The organism is Pseudorhodoplanes sinuspersici (assembly GCF_002119765.1).
Taxonomy (GTDB): Bacteria; Pseudomonadota; Alphaproteobacteria; order Rhizobiales; family Xanthobacteraceae; genus Pseudorhodoplanes; species Pseudorhodoplanes sinuspersici.
Map to the genome: position 1 here is coordinate 1,901,167 of NZ_CP021112.1, position 19,963 is coordinate 1,921,129.

A 19,963-nucleotide genomic window follows, 5' to 3' on the forward strand; every position below is an offset into this window, starting at 1 on the left:
CGCGAGTCAGCGGATAAGAGCTTTCGCACGCGCGCCACATGGCGTAAGTCGGCCGCGACTTTTCTCAGCTTCGTGTGCACATGATCCGTCTCGACAATATTGGTAAGCAGAACGGCCACCAGATCCTCTTCATCGAAGCCTCCGCGGCGCTTCAAAAAGGCGAGAAAATTGGTCTCGTCGGTCCTAACGGGGCTGGCAAGACCACTCTGTTTCGGATGATCACCGGCCAGGACCAGCCCGATGAGGGGCAGGTCGCCGTCGATCGCGGCGTGACCATTGGTTATTTCAGCCAGGATGTCGGGGAGATGTCCGGCCGCAGCGCTGTCACTGAAGTGATGAATGGCGCGGGCCCGGTGAGCGAGGTCGCGGCCGAATTGAAGGAACTGGAAGCCGCCATGACCGAACCGGATCGGGCCGGTGACATGGACCAGATTCTTGAACGCTATGGGGAGGTGCAGGCGCGTTTTGAGGAAATGGACGGATATGCGCTGGATGCACGGGCGCGAGAAGTCCTTTCCGGTCTCAGTTTCAGCCAGGAGATGATGGACGGCGACGTAGGAAACCTGTCCGGCGGCTGGAAGATGCGTGTCGCGCTTGCCCGCATCTTGCTCATGCGCCCCGACGTCATGCTGTTGGACGAGCCGAGCAACCATCTCGATCTGGAAAGCCTGATCTGGCTGGAGCAATTCTTGAAGGGTTATGACGGCGCGCTGCTCATGACCTCGCACGATCGCGAGTTCATGAACCGCATCGTTAATAAGATCGTCGAGATCGACGGAGGTGCGCTGACGACCTATTCCGGCGACTACGAATTCTATGAGCAGCAGCGCGCGCAGAACGAAAAGCAACAGCAAGCGCAGTTCGAGCGCCAGCAGGCGATGCTGGCGAAGGAAATCAAGTTCATCGAGCGCTTCAAGGCGCGCGCTTCACATGCGGCGCAGGTGCAGAGCCGCGTCAAGAAGCTGGAGAAGATTGAGCGCGTTGAGCCGCCAAAGCGCCGCCAGAGCGTGGCGTTCGACTTCCCGCAGGCACCGCGCTCGGGTGAGGACGTGGTCAGTTTGAAAAATGTCTATAAAGGTTATGGCAGCAAACGTATCTATGAGGGCCTGGATTTCATGATCCGCCGCAAAGAGCGCTGGTGCGTCATGGGTATCAATGGTGCAGGCAAGTCTACGCTGCTGAAGCTGGTGACAAATACGACGGAGCCCGACGACGGTACGGTTACGGTCGGCGGCAGCGTCAAGACGGGATATTTCGCGCAGCACGCGATGGATCTGCTGGACGGCGAGAATACGGTGTTCGAGGAGTTGGAGGAGTCATTCCCGCAGGCGGGACAGGGTTCGCTGCGCACGCTTGCCGGTTGTTTCGGTTTTTCCGGCGACGACGTCGAGAAGAGATGCCGCGTATTATCGGGCGGCGAAAAGGCGCGTCTGGTGATGGCGAAGATGCTCTACGATCCGCCAAATTTCCTTGTGCTGGACGAGCCGACCAACCATCTCGATATGGCGACCAAGGAGATGCTGATCGCGGCGCTGGCGCAATATGAGGGCACAATGCTGTTTGTCTCGCATGATCGGCACTTCCTTGCGGCACTGTCCAATCGCGTGCTCGAACTGACGTCCGATGGTATCCACCAGTATGGTGGCGGCTATACAGAATATGTCGCGCGCACGGGCCAGGAAGCGCCCGGCTTGCGGAGCTGAGGCGAGGCGACACCATGTGACATGGTGATCTCACGAAGGGCGTGGATCACGTCTCTTTCGCGGTGTCCTGATCTGTCGTCTCCAGCCATCTGCTGAATCTCAGCGCCAACAGAGTGCAGGCCGCTCCCGAAAGCAGATAGGCGCCGGCCGAAATGAGCCCGAAATGGCTCGCAAGAAGAAGGGCCGCCAATGGCGCAAAGCCGGCCCCGAAGAGCCAGGCGAAATCGGACGTCAGGGCAGAGGCCGTGTAGCGATATTTCTTGGAGAAGCTGGACGCGACGGCGCCGGAGGACTGGCCGAACGAGAGTCCAAGAAGGACGAAGCCAAGCACCATGAAGAATGTCTCGCCGACCACGCCGCTGTCGAGCAATTGCGGTGCAAATCCGCTGAAGGCGGCGATGGCCACCGCGGAGCTCGCGAGCAGCGATCGGCGTCCGATACGGTCAGCGATCAGGCCGGAGGCCACAATAGCCGCGACTCCGAAGATGGCCGCGATCGTCTCGATGATCAGAAATCGTGCAGGTCCTTCGCTCGTGAACAAAAAGACCCACGACAGTGGGAAAACAGTGACCATGTGAAAGAGGGCAAAACTCGCCAGCGGCGCAAAGGCGCCGATGGCGATATTCCGTCCCTCATGTCGTAGCGTGTCTACAACCGGGGTCGGCTGCAAGTCGCGATTCTCAAATAGCTCAGTGTAATCCGGCGTTACGACGATACGAAGCCGGGCGAAGAGCGCGACAACATTAATGGCGAAGGCAACGAAGAACGGATATCGCCAGCCCCAGCTGAAAAAGTCTTCAGCCGATAGATTGCCGACAAAGAAGGCAAAGAGCGCGCTCGCTACAATCAACCCGAGCGGAGCGCCAACCTGAGGGATCATCGCATACCAGCCGCGGCGGCGCTGCGGAGCGTTGAGCGCGAGGAGCGACGCAAGCCCATCCCACGTGCCGCCCCAAGCCACACCTTGTCCGACACGGGCCAGCGCCAATAGCCACACGGACGCGACACCGATCTGGTTGTAGCCCGGCAAGAACGCGATGGCGACAGTCGATGTGCCAAGCAAAAACAAGGCGATTGTCAGTTTTACGCTTTTGCCGTGAGCGCGATCGATGGCCGTGAAGATAACGGTGCCAAACGGTCGCGCGATGAAGGCAAGGGCGAAAATGGCGAATGAGTAGAGCGTTGCCGTTAGCGGGTCTGCGTACGGAAACACGAGCTTCGGGAACACAATCACGGAGGCGATGGCATAGACGAAGAAGTCGAAAAATTCCGACGTCCGGCCAATGATGACGCCGATCGCGATCTCGCCAGGATTCACGCTGCCGTGCTGGCCGCTGATAAGCCTCGCGTCCCGTTCAGCCATTGCGGGTGACTGCGCCATGACCTTTGCACCGTTCAAAAAAAGCGCAGGGCCGCAGTCGAATCCAGACCGCGCCCAGCAGGCTCCATGCCTTTATCTGCCTCTGTATGGTGCGCTGCGGCATTGGACAAATTGTCCAATGCCGCTCGAGCTGTGGCGCAAGTAGGTGTCAGACGGAAGAGTGAAATCCGACCGATGGGTTCCGCCTTGAACCGCTTTCGCATGATTGCCCTGTTGCCGCTGGTGGCGCTGCTGAGTGGCTGCAACTTCGTTGTCCTTGATCCTGCTGGCGACGTGGCCGGGCAGCAGCGCGATCTTGTGGTCATCTCGACCGTATTGATGCTGCTCATCATCGTGCCTGTCATGGCGCTCACCGTGCTGTTCGCCTGGCGTTACCGGCATTCGAACGATGCGGCGCGCTATGAGCCGGACTGGGATCACTCAACCCAGCTCGAACTCGTTATCTGGGCTGCGCCTCTGTTGATCATCATCTGTCTTGGCGCGCTCACATGGATGGGAACGCATCTGCTCGATCCCTATCGCCCGATTGGTCGTGTTGCATCGGGGCGCCCCGTCACGCAGCAGACGAAGCCTTTGGAGGTGAACGTCGTCGCGCTCGATTGGAAATGGCTGTTTATTTATCCCGAATACGGTATCGCCACGGTCAATGAACTTGCGGCACCGGTCGATCGGCCGATCCAGTTCAAGATCACATCGTCATCGGTGATGAATTCTTTCTACATCCCCGCGCTCGCCGGACAGGTCTATGCGATGCCGGGTATGGAGACGAAGTTGCACGCCGTCATCAATGAGCCCGGCGTCTATCAAGGCTTCTCCGCCAATTATAGCGGTGCTGGGTTCTCCGGTATGCGCTTCGCCTTTCATGGATTGGCGAGCGACGCATTCGACAAATGGGTCGCGAGCGTGAAAGCGGGCGGCGGTGCATTGGATCGGAGCAGCTATCTCCAACTCGAACGCCCGAGTGAAAACGACCCCGTGCGCCGTTACGCGACGGTCGATCCGGCTTTGTATCGGGCCATCCTCAACATGTGCGTTGAGCCCGGCAAGATGTGCATGAACGAAATGATGGCCATTGATGCCAAAGGTGGATTGGGGATGGCCGGCATCAACAATGTCTTGCCTCTGACCTATGATAAACATGCCGCGCGGGGCACAGTCTTTGGACCCGAGCCGACCTATGTTGCCGGCATTTGCGCCATCGACGAACTGGACGGAGCGCCAGCCACAACAGCCGCGCCGATCAATACCACGCCGGTTCGCGGCGCAGGCTTGCCGCGGCCGGCCTTCACGTCGGCACGCCAGCCTTCGGCATCCTTGATCAACCCGCAGCTCCGGCTTCAATGATGAGTGATAGCGGCATGTTCGATAATCCCGCCCTTCTCAAAGCGGTCTTCGGCCGGCTGACATTGGAATCATTGCCGCTGCACGAGCCGATTGTCGTCGGCACGTTCGCGGTGGTGGCATTGGGCGGGTTGGCTCTTCTCGGTGCCATCACTTATTTCCGCCTCTGGGGTTATTTGTGGCGCGAGTGGTTCACCAGCGTGGATCACAAGCGTATCGGCATCATGTACATGGTGCTCGGCATCGTCATGCTGCTGCGCGGCTTTGCGGACGCCATCATGATGCGTCTTCAGCAGGCCATGGCCTTCGGTGGTTCGGAGGGTTATCTCAACGCGCATCACTACGATCAGATCTTCACCGCTCACGGTGTGATCATGATCTTCTTCGTGGCGATGCCGCTCGTGACCGGCCTCATGAACTATGTCGTGCCGCTGCAGATCGGCGCGCGGGACGTCTCATTTCCATTCCTCAATAATTTCAGCTTCTGGATGACGGCAGCCGGCGCAGTCCTCGTCATGATGTCGCTGTTCGTAGGTGAATTCGCGCGCACCGGCTGGCTGGCCTATCCGCCGCTCTCGAATATCGGCTACAGCCCGGACGTCGGCGTCGATTATTACATCTGGTCGCTTCAGGTGGCAGGCGTGGGCACGCTGCTGTCCGGCGTCAACCTGATCTGCACCATCGTGAAGCTGCGCGCGCCCGGCATGACGATGATGAAAATGCCGGTCTTCACCTGGACTGCGCTGTGCACGAATGTGCTGATCGTTGCTTCCTTTCCGGTGCTGACCGCGGTGCTCGCGCTGTTGTCCCTCGACCGCTATGTCGGCACGAATTTCTTCACGAACGACTTCGGCGGCAATCCGATGATGTACGTGAACCTCATCTGGATCTGGGGCCATCCTGAAGTCTACATCCTGATCCTGCCGGCCTTCGGCATTTTCTCGGAGGTGACATCGACCTTCTCTGGCAAGCGGCTGTTTGGTTACACATCGATGGTTTACGCCACGGTGGTGATCACCATCCTGTCCTATCTAGTCTGGTTGCATCACTTCTTCACGATGGGATCGGGCGCGAGCGTGAATTCCTTCTTCGGGATCACCACCATGATCATCTCGATCCCGACCGGCGCCAAAATGTTCAACTGGCTGTTTACGATGTATCGCGGCCGGGTCCGGCTCGAGCTCCCGATGATGTGGACATTGGCGTTCATGCTCACCTTCGTTATCGGCGGCATGACCGGTGTGCTGCTCGCGGTGCCGCCGGCCGATTTCGTGCTGCATAACAGCCTGTTTCTGGTTGCGCATTTCCACAACGTCATCATCGGTGGCGTAGTGTTCGGAGCCTTTGCCGGTATCAGTTTCTGGTTTCCCAAGGCCTTCGGGTTCAAGCTCGATCCGTTCTGGGGCAAACTGTCGTTCTGGTTCTGGGTTTCGGGTTTCTACTTCGCCTTCATGCCGCTCTACGTGCTGGGCCTGATGGGCGTGACGCGGCGCCTGCGCGTGTTCGACGATCCGTCGCTGCAGATCTGGTTCGTCGTCGCAGGCATCGGCGCTTTCCTTATCCTTCTCGGCATCGTCGCCTTCCTTGTGCAGATCGTCGTCAGCATCCGGCGGCGTGAGGCGTTGCGCGATGTGACCGGCGATCCGTGGGAGGCGCGAACGCTGGAATGGGCGACTTCGTCGCCGCCGCCCGTCTACAATTTCGCCTTCACCCCGATCGTCCACGATAACGATGCTTGGTGGGATATGAAGCGGCGCGGCTACCGCCGTCCGCTTGAAGGCTTCAAGGCGATCCTCATGCCGAGCAATACCGGGACGGGAGTCATTCTGGCCGGATTGAGCACGGCGCTGGCCTTCGGGTTGATCTGGTACATGTGGTGGTTGGCCGCGCTGAGTTTCATCGGGCTGCTCGCGGTCGCGATCGGTCACACCTTCAACTATCACCGCGATTTCCAGATATCGGCTTCGGACGTCGTGCGGACTGAGAGCGAGCGCACGCGCCTTCTGGCAGCGGGAGCCTGAGCCATGACAATCGCGATAGCGCCGCCGAAGGATGCTTCTACCATCTTTTATGTGGCGGACGAGCATCCGCATGCCGAGGGTGGCAGCACCATGCTCGGCTTCTGGATCTATTTGATGAGCGACTGTCTCATCTTCGCGATCCTGTTTGCGACTTATGGCGTGCTGGGCGCCAACTATGCGGCCGGTCCGGCCCCCAAGGATCTGTTCGACCTGTCGCTGGTGGCCGTCAACACATCGATGCTTCTGTTGTCATCCATTACCTATGGCTTCGCCATGCTGGCGATGGTGAAGGGTCGCGTCGCGCAGGTGCAGGGGTGGCTCGCCATCACTGGACTCTTCGGCCTCGCCTTTCTCGGCATCGAACTTTACGAATTCGCACACATGATCCACGAAGGTGCGACGCCGCAGCGCAGCGCCTTCCTGTCGTCATTCTTTACGCTGGTCGGTACCCACGGTCTGCATGTGACTTTCGGCATTCTTTGGCTCGTAACGCTGATGGTCCAGGTTGCCCGCCATGGCCTGATCGTGGCGAACCGGCGGCGGCTGATGTGCCTGAGCATGTTCTGGCATTTTCTTGACGTCATCTGGATCGGCGTCTTCACCTTCGTCTATCTGATGGGGATGCTGCGATGAATGCTGAAACGCGTGCTGCACATAGTTCCGCGGCGCATGATGATGCTCACACGCATGGCGGGCAGTCGCATGGTTCGCTGCGCAGCTATCTGACAGGATTCGGTCTCTCGGTCATTCTGACCGCGATTCCGTTCTGGCTTGTCATGAGCGATGCCCTTGGCAACAAGCAAGTGACTGCATTCTTGATCATGGCATTCGCTGCCGTGCAGATCGTGGTCCATATGATCTACTTCCTGCATATGGATACGCGATCGGAGGAAGGGTGGAGCATGATGGCGCTGATCTTCACCATCATCATGGTCATGATTGCGCTGACCGGCTCGCTATGGGTGATGTATCACCTCAACATCAACATGATGCCGGTGCACGATATGAGTCAGATGCCGTGATTGCTGCCGCGCCTGCGAGAGATATTCAACATCGGCGCGATATAATCACCGCCAGCCGACGGTTCGAATTCGCGCGCTCGGCACGCTCGAAGCTCACCCTATGCTTGCTGGCTGTGTTGGCCGCGCTCGGCGTCGTGGCTTTGACGGCGCTGGGTGTATGGCAGCTCGAGCGGCGGATCTGGAAGCTGCAACTGATCGGTCAGGTCGAGCAGCGTATTCACGCTGCGCCGGTCGCCGTGCCAGGGCCTGAGACATGGCCGCGGATCAATGCCGCCGACGATGCTTATCTGAGGGTGCGCGCCACTGGCCATTTCCTCAACGACCGTGAAACATTGGTGCAGGCTGTCACGGAACGCGGAAGCGGCTACTGGGTGATAACCCCGTTTCGCACCATCCAAGGGTTCACAGTGCTGGTCAATCGTGGCTTTGTTCCGCCAGATTTGCGTGATTCCGAGAAGCGGAAGAAGGGGCAGGTTGCGGGAGAGACGATCGTAACGGGCTTGGTCCGTATGACGGAACCGAAAGGCGGTTTCCTGCGGTCGAATGATCCGGCGGCCGGCCACTGGTATTCTCGCGATGTTGCCGCCATTGCCGCCGCGCGCGGTTTGTCTGAAGTTGCACCATTCTTCATCGATGCGGATACGACGCCCAATCCGGGCGGATGGCCAGTGGGAGGTCTGACGGTCATCGCCTTTCCAAACAATCATCTGGTCTATGCTTTGACGTGGTTTGCACTGGCTCTCATGTTGGCCGGGGCAATGGGATTCGTCGCGCGAGACGAGTGGCACTTTCGCCGAAACCTCCTAGATTGTGGGGCAGATCGTCCGCGAGCGGCCAGCAACGGCGAAACGACGAGTAAAGCGTTGTAGCAAGACTGGACTGGGATGCCCTTCAAAACGCATGCGCTGACAGCGACAGGTGCGAGCGCCGGCTCGCGCGGAGCAGAGGCTATCCAGCCGTCCAGACAGAAGGGATCGGCCACGGGTGCGGCCATTCCGCCGCCGCCTGTCGACGATACCACCAACCGTAAAAACATGGCGCTCCTGATTCAGCTTCGCTGGATCGCCGTGGGCGGCCAGATCGTGACCATTGCCTTTGTGCAGGTTTGGCTCGGCATCACCTTGCCGCTTGTCCCGATGGCTGTCGTACTTTGTGCGCTGGTGGTGCTCAATGTCGCGAGCCTCGTCTGGCTGCGTAACCGGGCCGAAGTCAGCAACCGCGAATTGTTAATCGCTCTCATGCTCGATGTCGCCGCTTTGACCGCTCAGCTTTATTTGAGTGGAGGAGCGACAAACCCGTTCACATCTCTCTATCTCCTGCAAGTTACGCTGGGCGCTGTGCTTCTTGACGCGCGATCGACCTGGTCGCTCGTCGCGCTCACCTGTGCGAGTTTTGCGGGTCTTATGGTTTTCTACCACCCGCTCCAACTGCCCGCCGAGACCGGCGATCTATTCAATTTGCATATCATCGGCATGTTCGTTGGTTTCGCTCTGGATGCGACGCTGCTTGTCGTGTTCGTGGCGCGTATCACTCAAAACCTGCGTGAGCGCGATGCCCATGTCGCTGCGCTACGGCAACACGCGGCGGAGGAGGATCACATTGTCCGGATGGGGTTGCTTGCGTCGGGTGCCGCGCACGAACTTGGTACGCCGTTGGCGTCTCTATCCGTGATCCTCAGTGACTGGCGGCGTATGTCGGCGCTGTCTTCCGATCCCGAGATGGCGGACGATATGGAGGAGATGCAGTCAGCGTTGCAGCGTTGCAAATCGATTGTTACGGGTATTCTTGTATCGGCTGGCGAAGCACGGGGTGAGGCGTCCTCCGCGACGACGGTGAATAATTTCCTGGCCGAGCTCGTCGCGGAATGGCGCGAGGCGCGGGCGGTCTCAACGCTCTCCTATGAGAACAGGTTCGGCACCGATCTTGCCATCGTCTCGGATACGGCGCTCAAGCAAGTCGTTTTCAACGTGCTCGACAATGCGTTCGAAGTGTCGCCGAGTTGGGTGGAGTTTGCTGCCGAGCGTGATGACGAAGCGCTTGTGCTCCGCGTCAGTGATAATGGGCCTGGATTTGATTCAGAGATGCTTATGCATCTGGGCAAGCCCTATCAATCCAGCAAAGGGCGTCCCGGTGGTGGCCTTGGGCTGTTCCTGGTGACGAATGTAGTCCGCAAGCTTGGCGGGTCGGTGACGGCGCGGAACCGCCTGCAGGGCGGCGCGACCGTCACTTTGATCCTGCCGCTGGCCACGCTTGCGATCGGAGGTCGCGGATATGCCGGATGACCGTCTGCTGATGATCGTCGAGGACGACCCTGGATTTGCTAGAACGCTCAAGCGATCGTTCGAGCGGCGCGGATACGAAGTGCTGCTTGCGGCAGGATACGAGGATATTCGCGAAATCCTGAAGACGCATTCTCCAGGCTACGCTGTTGTGGACCTTAAGCTGGCAGGTGTCTCAGGACTCGCCTGTGTGGAAGAACTCCATGCCCACGACGAGGATATGCTTATTGTTGTGTTGACTGGCTTCGCGAGTATCGCGACAGCGGTGGAAGCAATCAAACTCGGCGCCTGCCATTATCTCGCCAAACCGTCGAGCACCGATGATATCGAAGCGGCGTTCAGGAAGGCGGCCGGCGACACGGCGGTGACGCTTGCGGAGCGTCCAACCTCGATCAAAACCCTTGAATGGGAGCGCATCCATCAGACGCTGATGGAAACCGACTTCAATATCTCCGAAACGGCAAGGCGCCTTGGCATGCACCGGCGAACGTTGGCCCGCAAGCTTGAGAAGCGCCAAGTCAAATAATGAAACGCCTGTCGAATGACACATAAGTCTGAATCAGGTTCGTAAAAAACTTTGATACATCAATCGCTACAACACCTGCGGTCTGCAAGGGCAGACGGACCGCTCTTGCCGTCGGCAAGTCAATCAGCGTTCAATCTACGTGCCTGCGATTGTCGCCACCTTCGATATTGGTCTGGGAGGGGTTCTGAATTTCGTACGAAAGGCTGTCGAAAAATGTGAGAGGTCGTTGAAGCCAACGCCATAGGTGATTTGGGTCACAGAATACACGGCCTGGCGCGGATCGGCGAGCGCTCGTTGTGTCTCGTCAAGTCTCAACTCAAGCAAGGCGCGGCCGAATGACGTTTCCGCAGCTTCAAATCGATTGTGAATGGTTCTGATCGACACATTCAAATGCTTGGCCAAAGTCTGCGGCGACAGGTTCGGGTTCATCAAATGACGCCTTATAAAAGCGAATATTCTTTCGATTTCGGAGAGACGCTCCTTCGCTGTATTTAGCTCTGACGTGTTGTGCGCAGTAAGAAGCGCGACGAGATTGCAAAGGTTGTCGGCCAGCAACTCCGCCTCATCGGCCGATTGACAAGTCGGCCTTGTCTCGTGATGTTTGCGCTGGGATCAAACATGCGGCGATGAACATCATTGCACCTGAGCGATACGGCCATTGGGTAGGGCTCAGCGGCTCCTTTTCTGAAACGCCAAGTTCTCGCCAGTGACGGTTAGATTCATACCATTCTCGGTGGAGACGTCTTGTGCGCTGTCTCGCGCGAAGCTGACCGGGATATCTCTCAACGTGAGAGCCAGCGCAGGCGGAACACGATATAAAGCTATCGCGATTATTTTCCTGGCTTCGAATGCTTGGCCTAGTTCATCACCCGTGGCAACCACAGCGCGATTTCGGGAAACATCAGCAGCAATCCGAGGCCGATCAGCTGTAAGATCATGAACTGCACCATGCCCCGATAGATGTCGCTTAGCTCCCATTGCGGCACGACGCCTTTCAGAAAATAGGCCGATAATGCCACCGGCGGTGACAGCCAGGCCGTCTGTAAACACACAGCTACCAGCGTACAGAACCAGATCAGATCAATTCCAAGCTTCTGAACCAGAGGAAGCATGATCGGGACGACGATCAGCGCGATCGGCACCCATTCCAGCGGCCAGCCGAGCACGAAGATAAGTGCCAGAATCAAGATGAGCATGATCGTCGGCGGAAACGGAAGTTCGATCAGCCATTCGGCGATCATGTTGGCTGTCCCAAGTCGCGCAAAGATTGCGCCGAAATAATTCGAGGCAGCCACAAGCAGCAGGATCATGCAAGACGATTCGAGCGTTGCGTAGAGCGTCTTCTTGAGTTTCGGCCAGGTCATGGTCCGCGTTATGAGCGTAAGCATGAAAATGACGAACGCTCCGACCGCCCCGGCGTCCGTAGGCGTTGCGATACCTGCCAGTATCACGCCCAGCGTACCGAGAATGGCGATGATGACCGGAATGACGCCGACCGCAAGCTCCTTCAGGACGGTGATTTTGCTCGCGGCGCGTTCGCCCATCGGCAGTGGCGGGCCATAAGCCGGGTCATAGTAACACATGCCGAGACAATATAAGATGTAGAGCCCCGCCAGCATCAATCCCGGAACCACCGCCGCGACGAACAAGTCGGTGGTCGGCACGCCGACCGCCGGCCCCATGACAATCAGCATCACAGATGGCGGGATGAGGATGCCGAGTGTGCCTCCGGCAGTGATGGCGCCGGCCGACATCCGAACATCGTATTTTGAGCGGATCATCGACGGCGCCGCCATCACGCCAAGCAGCGTGACCGATGAACCCACAATTCCTGTCGCGGCCGCAAAGATTGTTGCTGTGATGAGCACTGCGAGATACAGCGAGCCCCGAACATTCGCAAGCAACTGCTGCACGCCACGAAAAAGCTTCTCCATCAGTCCGGACTGTTCGAGCAGATAACCCATGAACAGAAAGAACGGAACCGATGCCAGCGACGTCTCCTTCATGACCGAGAAGAATTGCAGAGTCATCAGGTGAATTGCGACCGGTCCAAGCGCAAACCAGCCGACGCCGAGCGCGACCGCGACCAGCGTGAAAGCAATCGGAAAGCCGATAAAGATCGTCGTGAAGAGAAGAACCAGAGACAGAAGCCCGATGATCTCGTTAGACATGGGGTCTCTCTTCGATACGATCAGTCGCGGAGACCGGATTGAACCTCGGGACCCAATGGCCTGTCTTCCAGGCATGGATCGAGCGCAACAGCTCGCCGGCGCCCTGAATGAGGAGCAAGACGCACGTTGTCGGCAGCACTGCCTTCAATGGCCAGATGCGCGGCAGCCACGGTGACGTCACGCTGCGTTCATCGCGCAGGAAGGAGGTCCAGAAAAAGTCCCAGGTGACAAAAAGAAAAATGATGAGCGGTGGAAAGAAGAAAATGAGATAGCAGAGCGTGTCCACCATCCCTTGCCTTCGCGGCGACCATTGTCCGTAATAGATGTCGGTGCGGATATGTCCGCCCCGCTGCAGCGTGTAGGCGGATCCCAGCATAAAGAAAGTGCCGTAGGTGATGAATGTCACATCGTAGGCCCAGACTGTCGGCGCATTAAGGAAGTAACGCGCGGTGACTTCGTAAACGAGCGCTAGCACCATCGGCACGATGAGCCAGCTGACGAGCCAACCCGACCACAGGGCGGGTTTGTCGATGATGTGGATCAGACGCGTGATTGCCGGTTCTCGGTCATTCGTCATCGCAATCCCCCTTTCGTGACACGCGGTTTTCGCCCATGTGCGTGTCTTGTCGCGGCAGCAATGCCGGTCCGAGCCACAGCGGCCGGACCGGCACGAGCGGCACCGCTATTTATCCAGTGCCGAATTGCCGAGCTCCGAATAGAGATCGAGAATTTTTGTCCAATACGGCACGACGGTTTTTGCAAACGTGCGCTGACTGTCGAGGACCTCTTTAAAGAAGGGGTCCTTTGCCGCATATCGATCGAGCACCGTATTCGTGGCTTTCACGAATTCGGGATAGAACTCTTTTGGAGTATCGAGAATCTTGACACCGTGCTTCTCGCGGAGCTCGAAGATTGCCTGAGCATTACGCCAGACATTGAAGGTATAGGTCTCGCCGATCGACGCCAGTGAAGCCGCTTCGAGAATCGCCCGCTGGTCGGCCGGGAGCTTGGCGTACCAATCCTTATTCCAGAGGATTTCTCCGACGTCGGTCGATTGATGGAGCCCCTGCAGGTAGTAGTTCTTCCAGACAGTATGCAGACCCAGGTTGCGGTCGTCGGCCGGTCCGATCCATTCGGCCGCGTCGATCGTGCCGCGTTGCGCCGCCGGAACGATTTCGCCGCCTGGCATCGCCACCGCAGCGATTCCCATTTCCTTGAAAATCTCGCCGGTGATACCGGGTGGCGAACGATATTTCATGCTCTTGAAGTCAGCCACGTCCTTGATCGGCCGCTTGAACCAGCCAAGCGGATCAGGACCCATCGGCTGCACCATGTGTGCTACGATTCTGACTTTCAGAACGTCGCTGTACAATTTGTCGAGCAGCTTGTTGCCGCCGCCCTCGTAAAGCCAGGCGACATGTGACAGCTGATCAAGCCCGGCGCCCGCGCCCGCCATCGGATTGGAGAACAATCCGGCGGCCGGATGCTTGCCGGACCAGTAATGGGTCCAGGCATAGCCGGCCTCGACGATGCCCTTGTCGACGGCGTCGAGGATTTCGAAAGCCGGAACGATGGCACCATCCGGCAGAACTTCGATCTTGATCTTGCCGTTCGACATCTTGTCGACGCGTTCGGCATATCGCTTCAAGAGTTCAAAATAGATACTTGCCGTCGGCACGGCCGTCTGCATGCGGATTTTCTGTTGTGCCCACGCCGAGGTTGCGGCGAATAACACAACGAAGGCGATGAATAATGACTTCAGCAGTCTGTACGACATCAATCTGTAGGGCATTGGCTATCTCCTCACTAGATCGCACCGCGGACTTCTTATCGGCAGGGATTGCCGCCGGCCGCTTGTGATGGGCGCGTTGTTTCACGCCACGTTTTGCAGTTGGTCTACGCGTGAATGAATCTCCTCCATGATCATGTCGGATGCTTTCTCGGCAATCATGATCACCGGCAGATTGGTGTTGCCTGAAACAAGTGTCGGCATGATCGAGCAATCGACCACCCAGAGATTATCGATACCGCGCAAGCGCAGGCGCGGATCGACGACCGCATCCGTGTCTGTTCCCATGCGACAGGTGCCGGATGGATGAAAGATCGTTGCGCCGGAGTTGCGCGCAAATTCGAGAAGATCCCGCTCGGTCGTTGCCGAGGGGCCCGGCAGAAATTCTTCCGCGACATAGCTCTTGAGTGGCTGCGTCGCGGCCAGTTTGCGGGCGAAGGCCATGGCTGCCGTGACGCACCGGCGATCGAGGTCAGTGTCAAGATAATTGGCGTACATGAGCGGCGCGTCGAGCGGGTTGGCGGAAGCGAGCTTGACGCAACCACGGCTCGAAGGGCGCAGCTGACATACCGAAAGCGTAAATCCCGAAAAGGGATGCGGCTTTGCTCCTGCCAAATCAGCACTCAGTGTCGCAATGTGAAACTGGATGTCGGGCGTCGTGCTCTCGTTGAGGACGGCGGTGAAGAGACCGCCCTGATTGATCCCGACCGCAAGCGGACCCCTTCGCAGGAAAAGCCATTGCAGGCCGATCAGGGCGCGACCGAACAGCGAATTGAGCTGGTCGTTGGTCGTGATCCGTTTGGCGCATTTGTAGATCAGGCGGATCTGCAGGTGGTCCTGGAGATTGGCGCCGACGGCTGGGCGATCGACCCGCACGGGAATTCCGTGTTCCTGCAGATGCGCTGCGGGTCCGATCCCGGACAGCATCAGCAACTGTGGCGATTGTAACGCACCAGCCGACAGGATGACGCCGTGCTTCGCCCTGATCTCGTGATCTTCGCTGTCCGTGCGATAGCGTACGCCGACTGCGCGCTTACCCTCGAAGATCAATCCTGTAGCGTGTGCATCGGTCAACAGGCGGAGGTTCTGTCGCTTTCGGGCGGGTTTGAGATAGGCTTTGGCTGCGCTCATGCGCAATCCGTTGTGGGTCGTGAGCTGATAATAGCCGACACCTTCCTGATTGCCGCTGTTGAAATCTTTGGTCTCCGGCACGCCGAGTGCCTTTGCCGATGCAATGACGGCTTCGATCAACTCATGCCTCGCCCGGATCGATCTCACAGATACGGGGCCATTGGCGCCATGCGCTTGATCGTTGGCGTGATCCGGATTGTTTTCGAGCTTGCGAAAGTAAGGCAGCACGCTGCTCCAGCCCCAGCCGAGGCAACCGAGTTTTTCCCAACGGTCATAGTCTTCAGATTGCCCGCGGATCGCGATGAGACCGTTGATGGAGCTGCTTCCGCCGAGCACCTTGCCGCGCGGCCAATAGATGCGGCGGCCATTCATGTTCGGATCAGGTTCGGTGAAGAAGGCCCAATTGACCTTCTTGTCCCACATCGTCTTGCCGTAGCCGATCGGAATATGGATCCAGGGATTCGAATCCCTCGGGCCTGCCTCGAGGAGCACAACGCGAAGGCGGCCGTCGGCGCTCAGACGATTGGCCAGCACGCAGCCCGCCGAACCCCCACCGACGATGACAAGATCACAGTCCCCGTCTTGCATCCGAACGTCTCCCCCGCGACCGCTCTTGACGGCGGTTCGCATGATTGAACTTGACGCCGATGCGGCGAAAGGGTCAATCAGAAAGTGAAACAAAAAAAACCGTTAAACGAAATAATGCGCGGCTTGAAATCGTCGCGCGCAATGCGTTTTCACAACGATCGCTGAGGAGACACATGGGACGATCCCGGCACAAGCAACTGGCAGAACAGCGAAGCGAGGCGGGCAGGCACAGCCGGCCGGCGGTGACCCGCGCGTTGGGTCTCCTGGAAGCATTGGTTGCGATTGAAGGCCCTGCATCGTTGATCGAACTCGCGCGGCATCTCGATATTCCACAGGCGACTGCATTCCGGCTTTGCCAGCGACTGGAAGACGAAGGCTACCTGATCCGAGAAGGCGGGACCCGAAAGTACGCCGTCAGCGCGCGGCTCACACGGCTTGGCATTGGTATCTTGCGGTCGACTGGACCGCTGAGCGCGCGCCACGCGATACTCGCAGATCTCGTGGAAAGCGTGGGGGAGACCTGCAACCTGACTGCGCTGGCGGGGGCCGAGGTCCTTTATCTCGATCGCGTGGAAACGCGCTGGCCATTACGGCTGATGCTCGAGCCGGGATCGCGCGTGCCCATGCACTGCACCGCCAGCGGGAAACTGTTACTCGCATCGCTGCCGAAACCCACGCGGCAACAAATTCTCAAAACGCTCAAGCTCACCCCGAACACGGCGAATTCGATGACCAACCGCGCTGATCTTGATCGCGATCTGCAACGCATCGTGCGGCGGGGCTACAGCACCGACAACGAGGAATTTCTCGCGGGCCTCATCGCTGTCGCTGTCCCGATCAAAGATGAGCGCGGCAGGACATTCGCGGCGGTGGCTTGCCACGCTCCTGTCGCGCGCCTCGACCTGAAGTCGGCGATTGCGCTTGTGCCGGCGCTGCAGACCGCCGCCGCAAAACTGGCCAAGACCTTTGAGGTCTGACCTGTACATCGTTATGCGCTTTGCTGCGGGCGCATATCCTCACGACGGACGCCGGCGACGACGACAGGCTTTTTCATCGCGTCTCGGCGGAAGGGTTCGCCGAGTTCCTGATTGAGGATGACTTCGATGAAGGTTGTGACATTTCGCTTTTGAGCGTCGCAAGCTTCCTGCAGCGCCGCAGTGAGCTCGCGCTGGGTGCGCACCGTGACACCTTTGAGTCCGCAGCCTTCGGCGACCTTGGCGTAGCTGAGGTTCGGGTTGAGCTCGGTCCCGACGAAGTTGTCGTCGTACCACAGCGTCGTGTTGCGCTTTTCCGCGCCCCATTGGTAATTGCGGAAGATGACCATGGTGATCGCCGGCCAATCCTTGCGGCCGATCGAACTCATTTCGCTCATCGAAATGCCGAAAGCACCGTCTCCGGCGAATCCAACCACAGGCACGTCTGGACAGCCGATCTTGGCGCCGATGATCGAAGGAAAGCCGTAGCCGCAGGGCCCGAACAGGCCGGGTGCGAGATATTTGCGGCCCTTCTCGAAGGTCGGATAGGCGTTGCCGATTGCGCAGTTGTTGCCAATGTCGGAGGAGATGATCGCATCTTTCGGCAGCCCGGCCTGGACCGCGCGCCAAGCCTGGCGCGGGGACATATGCTCCGGCTCGCGGTTGCGTGCACGCGCATTCCAGGTGGTGCCCGGATCGTCGTCCTCGTGATCCATGCTCGACAATGTCTGCAGCCAGGCTGATTTTGTCGTATGGATCAGCGCCTTGCGTTCCTCGCGACCGGCATCTCCCGCTGTGGCGGAAAGTTGCTCGAGGATCTGGCGGGCGACCTGGCCGGCATCGCCACAAATCCCGACCGTGACGGGTTTAGTCAGACCAATGCGGTCGGCGTTGATGTCGACCTGGATCACCTTGGCATTTTTCGGCCAATAGTCGATGCCATAGCCGGGCAGTGTCGAGAATGGATTAAGGCGCGTGCCAAGCGCGAGCACCACGTCGGCCTTGGCGATCAACTCCATCGCGGCTTTCGAGCCATTGTAACCGAGCGGACCGCAGGCGAGCGGGTGGCTGCCAGGGAAGCTGTCGTTATGTTGGTAATTACTACAGACCGGCGCATCGAGCTGCTCGGCGAGCGCCACGCAATCGGCAATCGCGTTGCTCAGAACGACGCCGGCGCCCGACAGGATCACAGGAAATTTCGCCTCCGAGAGCAGACGTGCAGCTTGCGCGATCGCGTTGGCGCCGCCGGCCGGACGTTCGAATTCGACGATCGCCGGCAGGGTGATGTCGATAACTTGGGTCCAGTAATCGCGCGGAATGTTGATCTGTGCCGGCGCCGACAGACGCTTGGCCTTGAGGATCACCCGGTTCAGCACCTCGGCAACGCGTGAAGGGTCGCGCACTTCCTCCTGGTAGCAGACCATATCGCGGAACAGGGCCATCTGCTCGACTTCCTGGAAGCCTCCTTGGCCGATCGTCCGGTTGGCGGCCTGCGGTGTCACCAGAAGCATCGGCGTGTGGTTCCAGTAAGCGGTCTTGACCGCGGTAACGAAGCCGGTCACCCCCGGACCGTTCTGCGCGATCGCCATCGCGATCTTGCCAGTCGCGCGCGTGAAGCCGTCGCACATCAGCCCGCCGTTTGTTTCATGCGCGACATCCCAGAAGGTGATGCCAGCCTTCGGAAACAGATCCGAAATCGGCATGAATGCCGACCCGATGATTCCGAAGGCGTGCTCGATTCCGTGCATTTGCAGCACCTTCACGAACGCTTCTTCCGTCGTCATCTTGATGGGCAGATTTTCATTCTTTTCCGGCGATTGAAGTTGTGCGACGTCCCGCTCTCCGGCCTGCTGCGCGGGATTCCGTTCAAGTGTTCGCGTATTCATATGTTCCTCCCGTTGCGTTACGTCACGCTTGTGAATTTGACGGACTTCTTCAGATCAGCAATGCGCCGGCAACTGTACAGAGAATGACCAGGGTCGCCGTTACGAAGACGGTGACGTGGCGCCATCCAATGCGCATCAGCGAGGTGAACGAGGTGCAAAGGCCGAGCGCAGCGATAGCGATCAAGAGACCCCAACCCGAAGCCTGCACCATCGCCAACTTGATCGGCGCATAAATTGGGGCGAGACTTGGCGTCAGAGGGATCGCGCTGTTGAGGATGCACAATCCGAGAAAGGCAAATGCAAAGGTCGGCATAGGCACTTGAGCCGCACCATGTTCGCCGCCTCGGCGCGTGAACCATAGTCCAAGAGCCAGCACAACCGGCAACAGCAGAAAGACACGAAACAGCTTCACGATCACCGCAGCATTGCCGACAGGCTCGGACACGGCGTAGCCTGCGCCGACGACCTGCGCCATGTCGTGGATCGTCGCGCCGAGCAAGATACCGGTGGCTTGCGTATCCAGACCGAGCGCGACGCTGAGCGGTGGATAGAACACCATGGCGAGTGTCGATACCGCGTTCGCCGCCATTACCGTGAAGGCGACGTCGGCACCCTTGCGAGGATAATTCGGGACGACGCTCGCGGCTGCAAGAGTTGCGGAGGCGCCGCACACGGCATTCGCCGCGCCAGCGAGCGCCCCATAGCCATCGTCAAGGTTGAGGAGCCGGGAGAACCATACGGCGGATACGATCGTCATCGTCATCGATACGATCACCAGCAGGGCGGTTGCCAAACCAAGATCAACAATATCGGACAATGCAATCCGGACGCCGAGTAACGCGATCGCTATCCGCAGCAATGTTCGAACGCTCCAGTCGAGACCCGGTTCGAACAATGGCCGCTGTGCGAGCCGATACAGAGACATTCCGATCAGAAGTGCAATGACGATCGCGGGCAGCCGATACACAGCGCCAAAGACGCTATGAATGATCTCACCGAGTATCGGTTCGGCGCGATCAGAGATCAGAGCAACGAGAATGGCCAGGGCGAGGCCTGGACCGAGCCGGCGAACGGCAAGGCCGATGTCGGCCAGCGTCCGGCTTTGCCGTGAGGTCTGAATTTCAGACATGCAGTTCGGTTCTATCGCAGTC

At 58.7% G+C, this 19,963-nt stretch carries 17 protein-coding genes; 9 read left to right on the forward strand and 8 right to left on the reverse strand.

Translation table 11 applies throughout. The annotated features are described in order from the left end of the window. Nucleotides 1–80 precede the first annotated feature (80 nt). Nucleotides 81–1,703, forward strand: a complete 1,623-nt coding sequence (locus CAK95_RS09310) for an ABC-F family ATP-binding cassette domain-containing protein (protein ID WP_086087663.1) — start codon at nt 81–83, stop codon at nt 1,701–1,703. 46 nt (nt 1,704–1,749) lie between these two features. On the opposite strand, the gene CAK95_RS09315 is transcribed toward CAK95_RS09310, so the two are convergent. Beyond that, nucleotides 1,750–3,066: an MFS transporter gene (locus CAK95_RS09315; protein WP_086087664.1), complete on the reverse strand. Its 1,317-nt coding sequence runs from the start codon at nt 3,064–3,066 to the stop codon at nt 1,750–1,752. Nucleotides 3,067–3,270: 204 nt separating this feature from the next. Between CAK95_RS09315 and cyoA the strand changes: the two genes are divergently transcribed. The 7 genes from cyoA (at nt 3,271) to CAK95_RS09350 (ending at nt 10,273) form a co-directional block, all read left to right on the forward strand. After that, a complete protein-coding gene (cyoA, locus tag CAK95_RS09320) occupies nt 3,271–4,428 on the forward strand; it encodes a ubiquinol oxidase subunit II (RefSeq protein ID WP_086091306.1) in 1,158 nt (385 codons plus the stop codon). A gap of 14 nt (nt 4,429–4,442) precedes the next feature. Continuing rightward, nucleotides 4,443–6,446, forward strand: a complete 2,004-nt coding sequence (cyoB, locus tag CAK95_RS09325) for a cytochrome o ubiquinol oxidase subunit I (RefSeq protein WP_086087665.1) — start codon at nt 4,443–4,445, stop codon at nt 6,444–6,446. A 3-nt stretch (nt 6,447–6,449) separates the two neighbouring features. Next, nucleotides 6,450–7,079, forward strand: coding sequence for a cytochrome o ubiquinol oxidase subunit III (gene cyoC, locus CAK95_RS09330; RefSeq protein ID WP_086087666.1), 630 nt, complete (start codon nt 6,450–6,452; stop codon nt 7,077–7,079). Then, on the forward strand, nt 7,076–7,468 hold the full coding sequence (gene cyoD / locus CAK95_RS09335; protein ID WP_086087667.1) for a cytochrome o ubiquinol oxidase subunit IV: 393 nt from the start codon (nt 7,076–7,078) through the stop codon (nt 7,466–7,468). Before cyoC ends, cyoD begins: the two co-directional genes overlap by 4 nt. 104 nt (nt 7,469–7,572) lie before the next feature. Next, complete coding sequence (locus tag CAK95_RS09340; RefSeq protein WP_245303806.1) at nt 7,573–8,337, forward strand: SURF1 family protein; 765 nt, start codon at nt 7,573–7,575, stop codon at nt 8,335–8,337. 15 nt (nt 8,338–8,352) lie between these two features. Beyond that, complete coding sequence (locus tag CAK95_RS09345) at nt 8,353–9,750, forward strand: ATP-binding protein (protein WP_086087669.1); 1,398 nt, start codon at nt 8,353–8,355, stop codon at nt 9,748–9,750. Continuing rightward, entirely contained in the window at nt 9,740–10,273 is a 534-nt protein-coding gene (locus CAK95_RS09350; protein WP_086087670.1) for a response regulator transcription factor, read from the forward strand. Before CAK95_RS09345 ends, CAK95_RS09350 begins: the two co-directional genes overlap by 11 nt. A gap of 135 nt (nt 10,274–10,408) precedes the next feature. On the opposite strand, the gene CAK95_RS09355 is transcribed toward CAK95_RS09350, so the two are convergent. The 5 genes from CAK95_RS09355 to CAK95_RS09375 form a co-directional block, all read right to left on the reverse strand. Further along, nucleotides 10,409–10,828 carry a helix-turn-helix domain-containing protein gene (locus CAK95_RS09355; protein WP_147413674.1) on the reverse strand — a complete coding sequence of 140 codons (420 nt, stop codon included), beginning with the start codon at nt 10,826–10,828 and terminating at the stop codon, nt 10,409–10,411. Between the two features lie 302 nt (nt 10,829–11,130). After that, complete coding sequence (locus CAK95_RS09360) at nt 11,131–12,444, reverse strand: TRAP transporter large permease (protein WP_086087672.1); 1,314 nt, start codon at nt 12,442–12,444, stop codon at nt 11,131–11,133. Next, nucleotides 12,437–13,021, reverse strand: coding sequence for a TRAP transporter small permease subunit (locus CAK95_RS09365; RefSeq protein WP_086087673.1), 585 nt, complete (start codon nt 13,019–13,021; stop codon nt 12,437–12,439). The genes CAK95_RS09360 and CAK95_RS09365 overlap by 8 nt, the downstream gene beginning before the upstream one ends. A gap of 105 nt (nt 13,022–13,126) precedes the next feature. After that, nucleotides 13,127–14,236 carry a TRAP transporter substrate-binding protein gene (locus CAK95_RS09370; RefSeq protein WP_086087674.1) on the reverse strand — a complete coding sequence of 370 codons (1,110 nt, stop codon included), beginning with the start codon at nt 14,234–14,236 and terminating at the stop codon, nt 13,127–13,129. 81 nt (nt 14,237–14,317) lie between these two features. Further along, a complete protein-coding gene (locus tag CAK95_RS09375) occupies nt 14,318–15,952 on the reverse strand; it encodes a GMC family oxidoreductase (protein ID WP_086087675.1) in 1,635 nt (544 codons plus the stop codon). Nucleotides 15,953–16,011: 59 nt separating this feature from the next. Here CAK95_RS09375 and CAK95_RS09380 point away from each other — a divergent pair, with 59 nt between their 5' ends. Beyond that, nucleotides 16,012–16,929 (forward strand): IclR family transcriptional regulator, encoded by a 918-nt coding sequence (locus tag CAK95_RS09380; protein WP_086087676.1) that lies wholly within the window; start codon nt 16,012–16,014, stop codon nt 16,927–16,929. Between the two features lie 11 nt (nt 16,930–16,940). On the opposite strand, the gene xsc is transcribed toward CAK95_RS09380, so the two are convergent. Further along, nucleotides 16,941–18,716 (reverse strand): sulfoacetaldehyde acetyltransferase, encoded by a 1,776-nt coding sequence (gene xsc / locus CAK95_RS09385; RefSeq protein ID WP_086091307.1) that lies wholly within the window; start codon nt 18,714–18,716, stop codon nt 16,941–16,943. Nucleotides 18,717–18,861: 145 nt separating this feature from the next. Further along, complete coding sequence (locus CAK95_RS09390) at nt 18,862–19,941, reverse strand: YeiH family protein (protein ID WP_086087677.1); 1,080 nt, start codon at nt 19,939–19,941, stop codon at nt 18,862–18,864. Between the last annotated feature and the right edge of the window lie 22 nt (nt 19,942–19,963).